This is a genomic window from Candidatus Terasakiella magnetica, assembly GCF_900093605.1.
Classification (GTDB): Bacteria; Pseudomonadota; Alphaproteobacteria; order Rhodospirillales; family Terasakiellaceae; genus Terasakiella; species Terasakiella magnetica.
The window spans coordinates 11,968-26,709 of the sequence record NZ_FLYE01000007.1 but is presented as its reverse complement, the minus strand read 5'-3'; the positions used below and the strand labels follow the sequence as shown (position 1 = coordinate 26,709).

Sequence of the window (14,742 nt, the reverse complement as noted above, 5' to 3'; positions counted from 1 at the left end):
GCTGGCCTCATAAATATCAGTGATCAGGGTTTGGTTGCGAGAACTTGTACAACCGCACCTTTACCATGATGCAGCTCGCCTTCAATAATGTCACGTTCGCATTCTTTTATATGATTAAAGGTGAGCCCTTCAAGCTGCTTTTTCAGGGACGTTGCCTCCATCATCAGCTCAACCACAGGCGGGCCACCCGTTTTAAACGCGAGCTGGGCAGGTGTGTAGCCTTCAAGTAAAAAGACGCCGCCTTTTTTTAAGCCCTTAACGCAGGCTTTATGGGTTTTTTCCTGCAATGGTTTGGGCAGATGGCAAAAGATGGAAATGATCGCGTCCCACTCACCTTCTTTTATATCATATTGGGCAAGATCAGCATGTTCGGTGGTGAGGCTAACGCCTTGTTGCTTTGCAAGTTTTTGGGCTTTTTCCAAGCCAACTGAGGAGGCATCCACAGCGGTGACGCTATGGCCTTGGCTTGCCAACCAAACCCCGTTGCGCCCCTCGCCATCGGCTAAGCACAGGACTTTTCCTTTGGGCAGCTGGTCTGCCATTTGTACTAAAAAGTCATTTGGCTGGGTGCCATACATATAGTCGTCGCTGTTGTATCTTTCATCCCACATGGCAATGTCCTTTCCATATCATTTAAAGCAAATATAGAAGTTTTTTTAAGGGGCGAAAGGGCTGTTTTGTTTTTAGTTATGCCTTAACTCTGATAAGCATAAAGAAACAAAAGGAAAGTATCTGTGATGAGTCACCTCCCTTCAACCATGTCAGCTGTTGTTTTAACCGGACATGGCGGTCCTGAAAAACTGGAATATAAAACGGATGTTCCCGTACCCACCCCGGGTAAAAATGAAGTGCTGATCAAGGTGGAGGCCGCAGGGGTCAATAACACCGATATCAACACACGTGTGGGCTGGTATTCCAAAGGCGGCGATGATGATGCCTCATGGGGGGGCAATCCATTCGTTTTCCCGCGCATTCAAGGTGCGGATGTCTGTGGGGTGATCGTGGGGCTAGGTGAAGGTGTGTCTCAAGACCGCTTAGGTCAGCGTGTGATGATTGAGCCGTGCTTGCATGAAGCCAAGGGTGAACCGCTGGACCAGCCGTGGTATTTCGGTTCTGAATGTGATGGCGGTTTTGCGCAATATTGTGTTGTGTCATCAAAATATGCCTATGGCGTAAAAACGGATTTAACCAGTATAGAACTGGCGTCTTTTCCTTGTTCATATTCTACCGCTGAAAATATGCTGACACGCAGCAATGTAGGCGCGGGTGATCGCGTACTTGTAACCGGGGCCTCTGGCGGGGTAGGCTCAGCCGCTATTCAGTTGGCAAAGGCACGTGGGGCGCATGTAATTGCGCTGACCAGCCTATCAAAGGCAGAAGGCTTGCTTGAGATCGGGGCGGACCAAACTCTTGATCGCAGCCTTGGCCTGCTTGATCAGATTGAGCGCAATTCAATTGATGTGGTCATCGATCTGGTGGCAGGGCCGAGCTGGCCAGATTTATTGGAAGTCTTGCGACCAAAGGGGCGATATGCAGTTTCCGGTGCCATTGGTGGGGCCATGGTCGAGCTGGATGTACGCACGCTTTATCTTAAGGACTTAAGCTTTTTTGGCTGTACGGTGATTGAGCCTGAAGTCTTTGGTAATCTCTGTTCTTTAATTGAAGCGGGCAAGATCAAGCCTTTGGTGGGCAAGACCTATCCTTTAAATGAGATCAATGAGGCCCAAGTGGCTTTTCAGGAAAAACAATATATCGGCAAGATCGTTTTGACAGTGTGAAGGTAAAATAAATGGCGCGCGACACAATCCTATTTGATATCAATGAAACTGTTTTGGACCTTTCGGGTTTAAAACCTGCTTTTGAAGAGACCTTTAAAGACCCTGGCGTTATTTCCACATGGTTTGCCATGTTACTGCATAATTCAACCGTCTGTGCCTTAACCGATGTGAAAACCGGATTTGCCAGTTTAGCAGGTGCTATGCTGGATGCGGTTGCGGCGCGTCGCGGAATGGAGATTTCAGATGAGCAGCGCACAAAAATGCTCAGTGGTTTTGCCAGCTTAAAGCCCCATGGTGATATTATTCCCGCCCTTGAAAAATTGCGCAGTGCAGGATATCGCACGGTGGCATTCTCTAACTCTTCCTTGGAACTGGTGAGTAACCAGATCAAAAATGCGGGCCTAAGTGCGCATTTTGATGAGGTGATTTCTGTTGAGGAAACCGGAAGCTTTAAGCCCGATGGCAAAGTCTATCAGTTTGTAGCAGATAAGGTGCAGCGCGACATCGCTGATCTGCGCCTTGTTGCTACCCATGACTGGGATACACATGGGGCGATGGTTGCTGGCATGAAAGCGGCTTATATTGATCGCTCAGGCGCGCCCTATCATCCGTTATTTAAACGTCCTGATGTTTATGCAAGCAATATGAATGACGTGGTTGATGAAATCATTACTGATGATGCTTAATCGACCTGCTCCCATGGGGTGTTTTTCGCGATTTTCTCAATAAGGAAATCAATGAAAACCCTTACCTTTGCCGTTAAGACATTAGATTTTGGATAAAGCAGCCACAGGGCTGATTGGTCATCAACTTCATAGTGGGGTAAGACCTGTATGAGTTTGCCCTGTTTGATTTCTTGATGAATAATCCATGTGGAGTTTAGTGATATACCTGCGCCAGCAAGGGTGGCGGCCTTTTGGCACATGCCATTATCAATGATTAAACGGCGTTTGGCTTTTTGTGGGGAGAACTGCCCGTTGGTTTCTTCCGGACCAATCAAGAGACGGGTGACAAAGTTTTTAAACCCGATCAGTTGATGGTTTTCAAGCTCATCGGGATGTTGGGGAATGCCGTATTTTTCAAGATAGCTGGGTGCGGCGCAAAGTATACGGCGATCATTACTGAGTTTGCGCCCAATTAAGCTTGAATCCTTAATAGCAGAATTGCGCAAAGCCAGATCAAAGCTGCCTTCGATTAAATCAAATTGTGAATCTGAAAGCTGAAGCTCAAGATTGACTTCTGGATGGAGCTCGAGAAATTCAGGCAGGATCGGGGCGATATAGGTCTGGGCAAAAGAACTTGGCGCAGTAAAGCGCAATGTGCCGCTCACCATGGCATTACCTTGGCCCAGCGCGGCACGTCCTGCTTCTTCTTGAGCGATCATTTCTTTGGCATAGGGCAGGAAATCAGCGCCTTCCAAGGAAAGGGAAACTTTGCGGGTGGAACGGTGAAGCAAGTCTGCCCCGAGGCTATGTTCAAGCTTGCTTAGTCGCGCACTGGCAACCGCAGGCGCCATGCCAAGTGAGCGACCAGCCGCACTGATATTGAGTTTTTCAGCACAAAGAACAAAAAGGCGAAGGCTGGCTGTATCCATTACATTATATCCATTTTGCGAATTATAAATTTAATTATACGGCATTTATATCGTAAATGAGAAGAATATAGTGAAGCCAATTGAAATAACCCATTAAGGATTGGCGTATGAGATATGAAGGAAAGATATATCGCCCTTGGCCTGAAGCCGAGAGTTTGTTGATACAGGTGACATTAGGTTGTTCAAACAACAATTGCACCTTTTGCACCATGTTCAAGGATAAGACATTTAAAAAGCGCAAAATCGAAGAGATCTATAAGGATATCGAAATGGCGCGCAAATTTTATCGCCATGTGGACTCCATCTTTTTGGTTGATGGTAATGTCATGGTGCTTAAGACAGAGTTCTTGTTAAAAGTGGTGCGAAAAATCAAAGAGGTTTTCCCCGAAGTACAAAATATCTCGCTTTATAGTGAGCTCAATGATTTGCGCCGAAAAACCGTTGAAGACTTGATTGAGTTGCGACAAGCCGGTGTGACACTGCTTTATGCGGGGCTTGAATCCGGTGATCCGGTTGTGCTTGAAAATATCAAAAAACGCATGAGCCCCAAGCAGGCCCTTGAAGGGATGAAAAAGGCAAAAGCTGCAGGCATTGATGTGCTTTTGTCCTTTATCTTTGGCCTAGGCGGGCGAGAGCGTTCTAAAGAACATATTGAAGCAACAACGAGCTTGCTTAATGAATTAGAGCCTGAACAAATTGCGCCGATGGCGCTGGCGGTTCAGCCGGAAAGCGAGCTGGAACAAGAGGTGCTTTCCGGTGAATTTATTTTGCCTACCCCTGCGCAAATTTTGCAGGAAGAGAAATATCTTTTAGAAAACCTTGGTGATTTTGAAACCTATTATTGGGGCGATCACGGCAATAATATTGTGCCGCAAAAAGGGATGTTTCAGCCTTTGCGCAAGGAGTTCCTTACAAATATTAATAATGAGATTGTATCTAACCCGATTGTACATGAAGATGTACATCGCACCTTTGCTTGGTAACATGGTTTGCCTGATCAGGAGAAAATAATGCAAAAAACAATTCTATTAACCGGCGCAACGGACGGTATTGGTCTGGAAACCGCAAAAATGTTACTGGGCCAAGGCCATCGTGTTTTGCTCCATGGGCGCAACCCCGCCAAGTTAGCAGATGTAGAAAAGATGCTGACAGAGAGTTTTGAGGGGGCTGAGCTGGAAAGTTATGTGGCTGACCTGTCTGAGCTTGATGAGGTGAGACGTTTTGCTAAAGAGGTGCTGGATAAACATTCCCATCTGGATGTGTTGATCAATAATGCAGGCATTTTAAAAACCAGTAATGTGAAAACAAAAAGCGGGCTCGATGTGCGCTTTGTGGTCAATACGCTGGCACCTTATTTATTGATGCAAAAATTGATGGCGACCTTGGGGGCGACATCGCGTGTGGTGAACCTGTCTTCTGCTGCTCAAGCTCCTGTTGACTTAAGTGCGTTTCGCGCTGAGAAATCTCTGGATGACATGGCAGCTTATGCGCAAAGTAAATTGGCTATTACCATGTGGTCGCGCCAATTGGGCTTGGAACATGAAGAAACAGGCCCCATGATTGTTGCGGTAAATCCGGGCTCTTTGCTTGCCAGTAAAATGGTGAAAGAGGGTTTTGGGGTCGCCGGAAGTGATTTGTCCATTGGGGCAGATATTCTTGTGCGCGCAGCTTTAAGTGATGAGTTTATCAACGCCTCAGGTCAGTATTTTGATAATGACGCCAAACGCTTTGGCCCCCCACACCCCGATGCACTAAATGTGCAAAAAACCAATGAGGTGGTGGAACTGATTGAGAAACTTATCGCTTAAGAAATTAGGCGGTGAATTTTAAAAAAATCTGTTATGTTTTTAGGAGAGATATAAAACCAAGAAAGACAAATAGGCCATATGGATAGCTTACTTAGTGCAATTGATTATCAAGACCCGGCATGGATTGCCATTGCCTTTATCTTTGGCCTGATGTTCCAGCAATTTAAACTCCCGCCTATGGTGGGGTTCTTGCTGGCGGGGTTTATGTTGCATTTGCTTGGGGTGCAGCAAGACAGCTTTCTAACCGAAATTGCGGATCTGGGTGTGACCCTCTTGTTATTTACAATCGGGTTGAAACTGGATTTAAAAAGCTTACTCAAACCAGAAATTTGGGCCACCACGCTCAGCCATATGGGGATTTCAGTCCTTGTTGGGATTGTCTTTATTTTAGGCTTGGGCGGGGTCGGGATTTCAATCTTTTCCGGAATTGATCTGGCGACCACAGCGATCCTTGCCTTTGCCTTATCTTTTTCAAGTACCGTTTTTGCGGTAAAAACACTGGAAGACCGCGGCGCGCTATCTTCACGCTATGGGCAAATCGCCATTGGCGTGTTGGTTATGCAGGATATTGCTGCGGTGACTTTTTTGGCTCTTTCAACGGGCAAAGTGCCTTCCATTTGGGCGTTGAGCCTGTTTTTGCTCATACCGGGGCGTCATATTCTTGCAAAAGCATTGGAGCTCAGCGGGCATAAAGAGCTGTTGACGATTTTCGGCTTTTCTATGGCCTTGGGCGGGGCGGCTGTTTTTGAACTGGTGGGGATGAAAGGTGACCTTGGGGCCTTGGTCATCGGTATTTTGCTTGGCACAAGTAAGAAAAGTAACGAGCTTGCCCATACGCTTTTGGGCTTTAAAGATGTGTTTTTGGTCTGTTTCTTCTTAACCATTGGCCTAACAGGCCTCCCCACATTTGAGACCTTTGGCGCAGCTGCCCTTTTATTGCTGCTTATTCCGCTTAAGGTTTTTCTTTTTTATCTTCTCTTTACCCGGTTTCGCCTGCGCGCACGTGGCAGCACACTTGCGACATTGTCGCTTGCAAACTATAGCGAGTTCGGCCTGATTGTGACCGCCATTGCCATTTCTTCGGGCATGTTAGAAAGCCAATGGCTCACCGTGGTCGCCCTTGCCCTTTCCGCCTCCTTCGTGATTGCATCACCCTTTAGTTATCTTGCTGATAAGTTCTATACCCGTTATCGCCATATCTTGAAGAGCTTTGAAACAAAGTCCCGTCTTAAAGGGGATGAGAATATCAATATTGCGCAAAACTCAATCTTGATTTTTGGCATGGGGCGTGTGGGCCGCGCCGCTTATGATGAAATGAAGGAAACGAGCGCGGATAATATTTTAGGGATTGATCAGGACCCTATAGAGGTTGAACGTCTTACAAAAACAGGGCGCTCGATTATCTATGGCGATGCAACCAACCCCGAATTTTGGTCGCGCATTGATCATGGGCATCCGTGTGTTGAGCTGATCTTGCTCGCCATGCCTAACAGTTCATCCAATATCATGGCGGCAAAACAGTTGCGGGCAAAAAACTATCAAGGCCCCATTGTGGCGATTACAAAATATGAAGATGAATATAGCGAGCTTGAAGCCGCGGGTGTGAATGAGACCTATAACATCTATGCAGAAGCGGGTAGTGGTGCAGCCAGTAAAATGCAAAGCCTCTTTCGCCCTGATTAATGAACAGGAATAAAAATGCCAAAATCTGATGTTCTCTTTGAGCCTTTAACATTGCCCTGTGGAGAGGTCCTTAAAAACAGGATTGCCAAATCTGCCATGTCCGATTCTTTAGGCGACGGTACAGGCCATCCAACAGCGCCGCAAAATAGGCTTTACCAACGCTGGGCGCAGGGTGGGCTGGCTGTCTCAATTATTGGTGAGGTGCAGTGCCTTTCAGGTTTTGCAGAAAAGCCCGGTAATTTGGTGCTGAATGAAAATTCTGAGCTCGAGCTTTTTCGCAAACTCGCAAAATATGGTTGTGAAAATGGCGCTAAACTGTGGTTGCAACTCGGTCATGCAGGTGCCCTTTCTTATGCACCAACAAGCTCACCTAAAGGGCCAAGCGCATTGGATTTGCCGGGCTTGAGCTGTGAAGAGCTGACAAGAGATGAGATTAAATCGTTGCCCAGCCAATTCGCAAAAACGGCCTTGCTTGCCAAACAGGTGGGCTTTGGCGGTGTGCAGGTCCATGGCGCCCATGGGTTCTTGCTCAGCCAGTTTTTATCGCCGCTGTTTAACAAGCGAACGGACGACTATGGTGGTGAAATTTCAAATCGAATGCGTTTGTTGCTTGAGGTGATTGAAGCTGTACGGACTGCTGTGGGGGATACTTTTCCCATTGCGCTAAAGCTTAATTCTTCTGACCAGCTTGAGGGGGGCTTAAGCGAGGAAGAGGCCCTTGACGTGGTTGGTGCGCTGGAGGAGACTTCCGTTGATTTAATTGATATCAGTGGCGGGACATATTTTCCCGGTGCAAAGGCGGCTTCAGACGGGGCAGGCAAGGGGCCATATTTTATCGAGTTTGCCAAACGTGCCCGTGGGCTGACGACAAAGCCTTTAATGCTAACGGGTGGGTTTAAAACACGGGCGCAGGCAGAAGAGGCAATTGCATGTGGGGTTGTAGATATGGTCGGTTTGGCCCGTGCGCTTGTTTTAGAACCATCCTTGCCCAACCTTTGGCAAAAAAACGAGAGGCTTGAGCCAAACTTTCCTCGATTTAAAAATGCCCCTGAGGGAGGGGTTACCGCATGGTATACCATGGGGATGACGAATATCAGTAATGAGATTGAAATGCCGGATACGGGAAGCTTAGAAAAAGTGATACAGGATTATGAGGCGCGAGATCAAAAGCGCATAGAGGTCTGGCAAAAATATTTTAGTGAAAATACTATCTGAATGTAGGCATTCTTGGTTTTGAAAATCAGGCAGAAAATGCTATCCTTATTTTCTCTTAATTAAAGATACATGGCTCGTGAATATGAAATTTTATAGCTATATTTTCTTTCTCTGTTGTTTCTTTTGGTCTGCTATTGCAATGGCAGAGCCTCTCAATGTGGGGGTGATTAATTTGAAGCCATGGGGCAGTGTTTCAAAAGAACGCCAGTTTGTTGGTCAGCATATAGATTTCTTTAATACCCTCTCACAAAGAACAGGTCTTAAATTCAATTATCAGATCTTATCAATCCCGACGATTAAGCAGGGGTTGAAGACGGGTGAAATTGATATGACGGTGATCTTTAAGCGGGCAGAAATGGCGCGTTTTGTCGAGTTTGTTGGTTTGGTCATGCCGTATAATTATTACCTTGTGGGCAAAAGTGGCGTGCGCTTTGATGAAGAAAAAGCTCGGCGGGTTAAAAGAGTTGGCTATATCCGCGGCGAAGAAGATGTCGCCCATAAATGTTTCACGGATAAATATAACGCTACAGCCAAAATGTTTCCGGCAAATGATTATGGTAATCTTTTAAAGCAATTAAAGCATGATCGAATTGAAGGTGCCGCCATTCCTTCAAAAGGGCTAAAGGCTTACTTGAGTGATTTTGGTGAGAATGAACAAGTGATCAGTAATTTGTTTATCTTATGCGAAAATGAAGCTTATCTACAAACCTCCTTTAAATCGGCCGTCTTAACGCCAGATAAGATTGACCTAATGCGCAAAGAACTTCAGAAAATGCGCGAAGATGGTACGATCCAACGTATCGCTGATAAATATCAAGAGCTTCCAAATTAAAGGGCTGTTTTTTGCAGACCTTATAACTTAACAAAGATTTATTTTAGCTTGGCTGTAAAACCCTTATAGTATGAGATGAGTATAATAAGGGAGCATTTAATGCGTGCTGGAAAGACCTTGCCCATAGGTTTGTTTTTCGTGATGTTTTGTCTTGTTGCAGGGATGGTACCTGTGAAAGCACAAAATGTAACGATTGCCCTAAACTCATGGTGCCCCCACGTATGTGTGCCTCAAGTAGATTCAAACAGATTAGGCTATACTACTGAAATCATTGAGAAGTCCTTGGTTGATGCGGGCTATTCAATAAATTATGTGAAGGCCCCTTGGGCGACGATTGTAAAGATGGCACGTGATGGCAAAGTCGATATCGTCGGGTCTGCTTATAAACAAGAATTACCCACCATGCTGTTTGTTGAAATGCCCAGCGGTATGGCGGTTGAGCGGGTTTTTAGCCTGAAAAGTAATCCGTGGAGCTTCAAGGGCGTTTCCTCCTTAAGTCAAATTTCAAAAATCGGGACCATTGAAGGGGCTGATTATAATAATCCTGAGCTGATGGATTATTTGAAAAAGGCAGAAAATGTTGCGGTATTTTCAGGTCATGAAATTGTTAAACAGCATCTCACCCAATTAATGCGCCAGCGTATAGAAGCTTTCATTGGTGATGAGTTTGTAACGCTATGGAATGCAAAGAAGTTAAGCTCAACATTGGAGGTAAAGAGCTCTCCCCCCGTCAGTGGTTTGGCCCCTCTTTATGTGGCGGTCTCCCCAAGTCATCCAGAGCATAAAAAGCTTTTAAAGATCATTAATGATGGGATCACGGCATCCATGAAAACGGGTGAGTTCGCCAAAGTCCTTGGGACATATAATTTAACCCCGTGGTGGGAATGAGGGGCAAAAAGGGTGGTGCCTTTTCTATTGGGCCCAAGGCCATTGCCGAGCACAGGCGTCACAGTGCAGTGAAAGATTATTGTTTGGCGGGGGCAATCTGAGGAATGTTAAACTTCTTAAAAACAGGATTGATTTTGCCTGAGGCCATAAGCTCTGAGTGAGACTGGTTGAACGCTTCTAAAAGTTTATTCCCTCTTTTATTTTTAGCAAAACCAATGTGTAGACCAATGGTTCCTTTTAGTCTCCCCGCTTCTTTTAGGACATCCGTTTGTTTAGTTTCAGATAACATGTATTTCATGACAGTTACATCTTCTAAGGTCACATCAACTCGACCATTTTTTAATAAACGAATAACGGTTTCTATGTGATTGTTGATTGGGTTCCAACGAGAGACATTGGGTGAAGTCTCAACATAGTTTTGGTAATCCGGGTCAAGTGCAGTGTAATCGTATCCACGGACATAGAGCACTTTTTGCTTGTCTAGAGAGGGGATGCCTGAATACTGCCAATTGTTATCACTTCGAACGAAAAAACCACCAATCTGATTGGCTATAGGTAAGCGGGAAAGGCTGATTTCCACGGGTGAATGATCATCCAATGCTCCTACAGCATCAATCTTACCCGTTTCAGTGAGCTTAATAGAACGTGCAAAAGGCAAGACCTTAAATTTTACCTTAAAACCGGCGTGAGTGAAGACCGTTCGAATGATTTCAGGGTTTAAACCGGTAATGATGCCATCATCTTTTACAATGATATAAGGTGGGTAATGCAACACGCCCACCTGAACCGTTTTCTCATCAGCAATGGCGTTATGACAGAATGTAAGAACTGTCCAAAAAAAGCACATTGTGATGAGTCTGAAGAGCATTGTATCTCTATTGCAGTTTGTTCTTGGAAGGGTAGGGTTTAAAAATAATAATCGAAATGCGTTTGTTAGTACAGCGAGTATCAAAGCGATCGTTCTTAAACTGCTTAACTACGATATGGCTGAAATTTTACCTCAGGTAATTCCATAGAAGAGGGGATAGTATCTGAGAACATGGCGAGTGGTTTATCTCCGCTTAACATGAGATCAAGTTCTTTTTCTTCATGAGGGCCCACACCTTCAGGGAGATTATTATCTATTGTCATGGAACAAACTTTACAGGTTCATAAATGTTGAAATCACCATTTTTAAAAAGAATAGCAATTGTGGATGATAAAAGAAATGAAGAGGCATTTCCTTTTTCCCAACTAGCATTCCTAAATGAGAAGTTCACGCTGGATTTTTCAAACCCAGTTACTTTTTTTGTAGGAGAGAATGGTTCTGGAAAATCAACAGTGTTGGAAGCGATTGCTGAAGTATGTGGCTTTCATAAAAGTGGCGGAAGTCATATGCATCAGAATTATCATTCTGATGATGGTGTTGAATCTACTTTGTCAGATGCCTTATCAGCTTCGTGGTTGCCAAAAGTTAATCAGGGGTTCTTTTTTCGGTCAGAAAGTTTTTTTAATGTAGCCAGATATGTGGATACGGAAGGTTATCCAACATTTAACTTTTATGGAGGAAAGGCATTACATTCTCAAAGTCATGGTGAATCATTTTTAGCTGTTTTTTCGAATGCATTTGTGACAGATGAAAGGCAAATGTTTTTAATGGATGAACCTGAAACGGCTTTATCTCCGCAACGTCAGTTAAGCTTTCTATCTTTACTCAGTGAATGGGAAAAATCAGGAAATTGCCAATTAGTTATTGCAACCCATTCTCCCATCCTTTTGGCTTACCCCAATGCTCGAATTATCGAATTCACACCAGATGGTTTGAGGGATGTAGAATATGAGGAAACAGAACATTATAAATTTACCAAGACCTTCTTGAATAACCCACAGAGATACTTGAAAGAGTTGATGGAGTAGGGTCTCTATGGTAGCTAACAAATACCTGTCATCCTCGCGCATGCGGGGATCTCTCATAATTCAACAAAGATTCCCGATCAGGCCGGGAATGACGAAAGAACCTTATGCTTAACTACGACATGCCCTTATACCGTCCGCCTTCTGAAGGGGATAATCTGATTATTCAGGCTACGCTTGGCTGTAGTTTTAATCAGTGTTCTTTTTGTTCCATGTATAAGACGAAGGACTATCGCCCACGTGATTTGGCAGATGTTTTTGCTGATATTGATCAGGCAGCGCGTGTTTGGCCTGAGGCGCATCGGATCTTTCTGGCGGATGGGGATGCATTGACCCTGCCTATGGATAGTCTGCGTGCAATTTTGGATAAGCTCCATGCAACATTTCCCAATTTAAACCGGGTCTCGGCCTATGCGACACCGGGCAATATCTTAAAGAAAACATCTGAAGAGTTGGTCGAGCTGCGTGAGCGCAAGATGCCCTTATTTTATGTGGGTATTGAATCCGGTGCGCCTGTGATGTTGAAAAAAATCACCAAAGGGGCCTCACAAAAAGGCATTGCAGAAAGCCTGATTAAAGCACGCGAAGCTGGCCTTAAAATATCGGCAACCGTGATTTTAGGCTTGGGTGGGCAGAAATATTGGGAAGAGCATATTGATGGTACGGTGGACTTACTCTCCCAAGCACCCGTGACCTATCTCTCAACCTTGCAGCTTTATCTTGAAGAGATCGCTTATGATGAATTCATGAAAAAGTTTGGGGAGCCGTTTGAGGCGCAAGGTGATATGGCGGTTCTGGCAGAGCTGGAACGCCTGCTTGCAAACTTGAAACCGCCTGCACCTGTAATTTTTCGCTCAAACCACGCCTCGAACGCCTTGGCCTTGGCGGGTAACCTGCCTAAAGATCAGGCCCGCCTGTTGGCAGAGGTCCAAGGGGCGATGGCAGGGTCAAATGCCATACGCCCACGTTTTATGCGCCGTTTGTGAGCCTTATTTAACCTCTTCCATAAAGCGGCTAACGGCTTCATGCAGGGAGGTTGCACTATCACCTAGGCGACCTGAAGCTTGGGTAAGCTGGTCTGCTGTTGAGCTGTTCTTTTCTGCTGCATTTTTAATGATGTCGGATTTTTCCGCAGCAAAGTTTGTTCCTTCTGAAGCCTGTTGAACAGAGCGGGCAATTTCAGAAGTTGCCGCGCCTTGTTCTTCCATGGCTGTGGCAATGGAAGCGGAAATTTCATCCATAGAGGAAATAACATCTGTGATGTTGCGAATGGCGGTTACTGAGTTTTTGGTCGCATCTTGGATCGCACTGATTTGCTGGCTGATCTCTTCTGTAGCGCGCCCTGTCTGGTTGGCAAGGTTTTTGACTTCAGAGGCCACAACGGCAAAGCCTTTTCCCGCTTCACCTGCACGTGCGGCTTCGATGGTGGCATTTAGGGCGAGCAAGTTTGTTTGATCCGCAATGTTTGTGATTAATTCAAGGACCTCACCAATACGATCAGCAGCTTGTGTTAAGCCTTCGACCTGGTCATTTGTATGAGAGGCCTGGATAACGGCATTTTGTGCAATCTCAGAAGACCTGCTGGCCTGTTGGTTGATCTCATTAATGGAGCTGGTGAGTTCTTCTGCTGCTGAAGCAACCGTTTGCACATTGTGGCTGGCATTATTGGAAGCCTCAGAGACATCACTGGCAAGGCTAACGTTATTTTGAGCTGTCTGGCTCATGGATGAAGCGGTGCTGTCAATTTGATTGGCGGCTGTTGAGACATCACTAATCACGCTGCCAATGACCGTGTCAAAACCAAGAATGGCTTCTTGGCGTTTTTGGCTGCGTTGATGGGCTGCTTGTTCTTCTTCTTCTTTTTCACGGGTGAGCTCTGCGGTTTTTTGCATGTTATTTTTAAAGACCTGAACGGCGCGGGCCATATCGCCAATTTCATCTTGGTTCTCTGTGTTTGGAATATCGGTATTAAGGTCGTTATTGGCAAGGAACCCCATGTTTTTTGAAAGCTCTTCAATGGGCTGGGCAATGGATTTTTTTGCTTTGTTAGAGAAGAAAAGAGCTAAGGCAAAGCCGCCAAGGGTGATGAGGATCATGATTGTTGCTGTGCTGGACATGTGGCTTTGCATGCGTGCAACACTGGCATCCATATCATCATGGATGAGTTCTTCTGCATCGTCTGCTAATTGGATGAAATGTTCAAAGGCACCATCAAATTTTTCATCAGACTCACTACCCGCAGCTAAGTTTGTTTGGCTATTTTTACTGCGATGTTCAGCAACTTGGGAAATTTGCAAGATATCAGAGCTCAGCTTTTCAGCTTCTGTAGCAAAGTTTACATTACTAATGGATTTTATGGCGTCGCTGGCAAGTTTGAAGTCAGCTGCGACATCACTAAATTTCACTTCCTCATCACCTGCCAAAAACTCTTCGAGGAAGAGGTGACCATTGGCAAGGCGGTATTTTGCCGTGCTTACGGCATCAACAATTGTGAGGGCCTGTTCTGCGGGAAGAGTTTTGCCGCCTTGGGAAAGGGCGCTTAGACGTTCTTGTACGGTTTCATAAAGTTTATCAAATTCTTGGTCTGCGTTTGAGCCTGTGCCTGCATGGGCATTAAGCTGTCCATAACGCTCTTTGGCAGAAGTGATAAATTCAAGGACAGAGGTGCGCACAGCATTCATTTTTGCAATAACAGCCTCAGACTGACTTGCAACAAAGGTGCCTTCATCATTTGTGCCCCCTTTAAGAATGGCGTCCGTATACCATAATGTTTCATCAAGGAGTTTCCATACCTGAGTAATATCTTCCCCCGCATCGCCAGACATAATTTCTTCAAAAATTAAATGGGCTTGGGTGGCTGTAAGTTTTACCTCCATTGCGGCATCACCAAGCGGGGCAAGGTTTGTGCTAACTTCGTAGCCCTCATTCCCGATGCTTGATGAAAAGTGATATCCGGCATATCCCGTGATCGCGACAACAATAGCCATTGCAGAAAAAAGGCGAAAAAGCCTTTTGCCGATAGTTATATTTGTAAGCATGGGATATCTCCGG

General features: G+C 45.4%; 15 protein-coding genes. 10 read left to right on the top strand and 5 right to left on the bottom strand.

The features are described 5' to 3' along the window. Positions 1–23: 23 nt before the first annotated feature. Positions 24–611, bottom strand: a complete 588-nt coding sequence (locus MTBPR1_RS06025) for a class I SAM-dependent methyltransferase (RefSeq protein WP_069186671.1) — start codon at positions 609–611, stop codon at positions 24–26. Positions 612–737: 126 nt separating this feature from the next. Between MTBPR1_RS06025 and MTBPR1_RS06020 the strand changes: the two genes are divergently transcribed. Continuing rightward, a complete protein-coding gene (locus MTBPR1_RS06020; RefSeq protein WP_069186670.1) occupies positions 738–1,778 on the top strand; it encodes an alcohol dehydrogenase family protein in 1,041 nt (346 codons plus the stop codon). Positions 1,779–1,789: 11 nt separating this feature from the next. Further along, complete coding sequence (locus tag MTBPR1_RS06015; RefSeq protein ID WP_069186669.1) at positions 1,790–2,464, top strand: haloacid dehalogenase type II; 675 nt, start codon at positions 1,790–1,792, stop codon at positions 2,462–2,464. Here the strand turns inward: MTBPR1_RS06015 and MTBPR1_RS06010 are convergent. Beyond that, positions 2,461–3,372 carry a LysR family transcriptional regulator gene (locus MTBPR1_RS06010; RefSeq protein WP_069186668.1) on the bottom strand — a complete coding sequence of 304 codons (912 nt, stop codon included), beginning with the start codon at positions 3,370–3,372 and terminating at the stop codon, positions 2,461–2,463. The two genes, MTBPR1_RS06015 and MTBPR1_RS06010, sit on opposite strands and share 4 nt — an antisense overlap. Positions 3,373–3,479: 107 nt before the next feature. Here MTBPR1_RS06010 and MTBPR1_RS06005 point away from each other — a divergent pair, with 107 nt between their 5' ends. The 6 genes from MTBPR1_RS06005 (at position 3,480) to MTBPR1_RS05980 (ending at position 9,798) form a co-directional block, all read left to right on the top strand. Further along, positions 3,480–4,355: a radical SAM protein gene (locus MTBPR1_RS06005; protein ID WP_069186667.1), complete on the top strand. Its 876-nt coding sequence runs from the start codon at positions 3,480–3,482 to the stop codon at positions 4,353–4,355. A gap of 27 nt (positions 4,356–4,382) precedes the next feature. Further along, entirely contained in the window at positions 4,383–5,180 is a 798-nt protein-coding gene (locus MTBPR1_RS06000) for an SDR family NAD(P)-dependent oxidoreductase (RefSeq protein ID WP_069186666.1), read from the top strand. Between the two features lie 78 nt (positions 5,181–5,258). Next, positions 5,259–6,863, top strand: coding sequence for a cation:proton antiporter family protein (locus MTBPR1_RS05995; RefSeq protein WP_069186665.1), 1,605 nt, complete (start codon positions 5,259–5,261; stop codon positions 6,861–6,863). 15 nt (positions 6,864–6,878) lie between these two features. Further along, complete coding sequence (locus tag MTBPR1_RS05990; protein WP_069186664.1) at positions 6,879–8,078, top strand: NADH:flavin oxidoreductase/NADH oxidase family protein; 1,200 nt, start codon at positions 6,879–6,881, stop codon at positions 8,076–8,078. Positions 8,079–8,160: 82 nt separating this feature from the next. Further along, positions 8,161–8,910: a substrate-binding periplasmic protein gene (locus MTBPR1_RS05985; protein ID WP_069186663.1), complete on the top strand. Its 750-nt coding sequence runs from the start codon at positions 8,161–8,163 to the stop codon at positions 8,908–8,910. Between the two features lie 99 nt (positions 8,911–9,009). Next, positions 9,010–9,798 (top strand): substrate-binding periplasmic protein, encoded by a 789-nt coding sequence (locus tag MTBPR1_RS05980; RefSeq protein WP_069186662.1) that lies wholly within the window; start codon positions 9,010–9,012, stop codon positions 9,796–9,798. A 76-nt stretch (positions 9,799–9,874) separates the two neighbouring features. On the opposite strand, the gene MTBPR1_RS05975 is transcribed toward MTBPR1_RS05980, so the two are convergent. Both MTBPR1_RS05975 and MTBPR1_RS18090 read right to left on the bottom strand, forming a co-directional pair. Continuing rightward, positions 9,875–10,666 (bottom strand): substrate-binding periplasmic protein, encoded by a 792-nt coding sequence (locus MTBPR1_RS05975; RefSeq protein ID WP_083222922.1) that lies wholly within the window; start codon positions 10,664–10,666, stop codon positions 9,875–9,877. Positions 10,667–10,770: 104 nt separating this feature from the next. Then, positions 10,771–10,929, bottom strand: a complete 159-nt coding sequence (locus MTBPR1_RS18090; protein ID WP_165602623.1) for a hypothetical protein — start codon at positions 10,927–10,929, stop codon at positions 10,771–10,773. A gap of 24 nt (positions 10,930–10,953) precedes the next feature. Between MTBPR1_RS18090 and MTBPR1_RS05970 the strand changes: the two genes are divergently transcribed. Together MTBPR1_RS05970 and MTBPR1_RS05965 are read left to right on the top strand one after the other, a co-directional pair. Then, entirely contained in the window at positions 10,954–11,694 is a 741-nt protein-coding gene (locus MTBPR1_RS05970) for an AAA family ATPase (RefSeq protein WP_069186660.1), read from the top strand. Positions 11,695–11,798: 104 nt separating this feature from the next. Continuing rightward, positions 11,799–12,677, top strand: a complete 879-nt coding sequence (locus MTBPR1_RS05965; protein ID WP_069186659.1) for a radical SAM protein — start codon at positions 11,799–11,801, stop codon at positions 12,675–12,677. Between the two features lie 3 nt (positions 12,678–12,680). Here the strand turns inward: MTBPR1_RS05965 and MTBPR1_RS05960 are convergent, their stop codons facing one another. Next, on the bottom strand, positions 12,681–14,729 hold the full coding sequence (locus MTBPR1_RS05960) for a methyl-accepting chemotaxis protein (protein ID WP_083222921.1): 2,049 nt from the start codon (positions 14,727–14,729) through the stop codon (positions 12,681–12,683). Positions 14,730–14,742: the final 13 nt, after the last annotated feature.

What these genes read in the sequence shown, in the direction of transcription:
- MTBPR1_RS06025 (WP_069186671.1), bottom strand. Translation starts at nt 611, where the DNA reads ATGTGGGATGAAAGATACAACAGCGACGACTATATGTATGGCACCCAG.
- MTBPR1_RS06020 (WP_069186670.1), top strand. Translation starts at nt 738, where the DNA reads ATGAGTCACCTCCCTTCAACCATGTCAGCTGTTGTTTTAACCGGACAT.
- MTBPR1_RS06015 (WP_069186669.1), top strand. Translation starts at nt 1,790, where the DNA reads ATGGCGCGCGACACAATCCTATTTGATATCAATGAAACTGTTTTGGAC.
- MTBPR1_RS06010 (WP_069186668.1), bottom strand. Translation starts at nt 3,372, where the DNA reads ATGGATACAGCCAGCCTTCGCCTTTTTGTTCTTTGTGCTGAAAAACTC.
- MTBPR1_RS06005 (WP_069186667.1), top strand. Translation starts at nt 3,480, where the DNA reads ATGAGATATGAAGGAAAGATATATCGCCCTTGGCCTGAAGCCGAGAGT.
- MTBPR1_RS06000 (WP_069186666.1), top strand. Translation starts at nt 4,383, where the DNA reads ATGCAAAAAACAATTCTATTAACCGGCGCAACGGACGGTATTGGTCTG.
- MTBPR1_RS05995 (WP_069186665.1), top strand. Translation starts at nt 5,259, where the DNA reads ATGGATAGCTTACTTAGTGCAATTGATTATCAAGACCCGGCATGGATT.
- MTBPR1_RS05990 (WP_069186664.1), top strand. Translation starts at nt 6,879, where the DNA reads ATGCCAAAATCTGATGTTCTCTTTGAGCCTTTAACATTGCCCTGTGGA.
- MTBPR1_RS05985 (WP_069186663.1), top strand. Translation starts at nt 8,161, where the DNA reads ATGAAATTTTATAGCTATATTTTCTTTCTCTGTTGTTTCTTTTGGTCT.
- MTBPR1_RS05980 (WP_069186662.1), top strand. Translation starts at nt 9,010, where the DNA reads ATGCGTGCTGGAAAGACCTTGCCCATAGGTTTGTTTTTCGTGATGTTT.
- MTBPR1_RS05975 (WP_083222922.1), bottom strand. Translation starts at nt 10,666, where the DNA reads ATGCTCTTCAGACTCATCACAATGTGCTTTTTTTGGACAGTTCTTACA.
- MTBPR1_RS18090 (WP_165602623.1), bottom strand. Translation starts at nt 10,929, where the DNA reads ATGACAATAGATAATAATCTCCCTGAAGGTGTGGGCCCTCATGAAGAA.
- MTBPR1_RS05970 (WP_069186660.1), top strand. Translation starts at nt 10,954, where the DNA reads ATGTTGAAATCACCATTTTTAAAAAGAATAGCAATTGTGGATGATAAA.
- MTBPR1_RS05965 (WP_069186659.1), top strand. Translation starts at nt 11,799, where the DNA reads ATGCTTAACTACGACATGCCCTTATACCGTCCGCCTTCTGAAGGGGAT.
- MTBPR1_RS05960 (WP_083222921.1), bottom strand. Translation starts at nt 14,729, where the DNA reads ATGCTTACAAATATAACTATCGGCAAAAGGCTTTTTCGCCTTTTTTCT.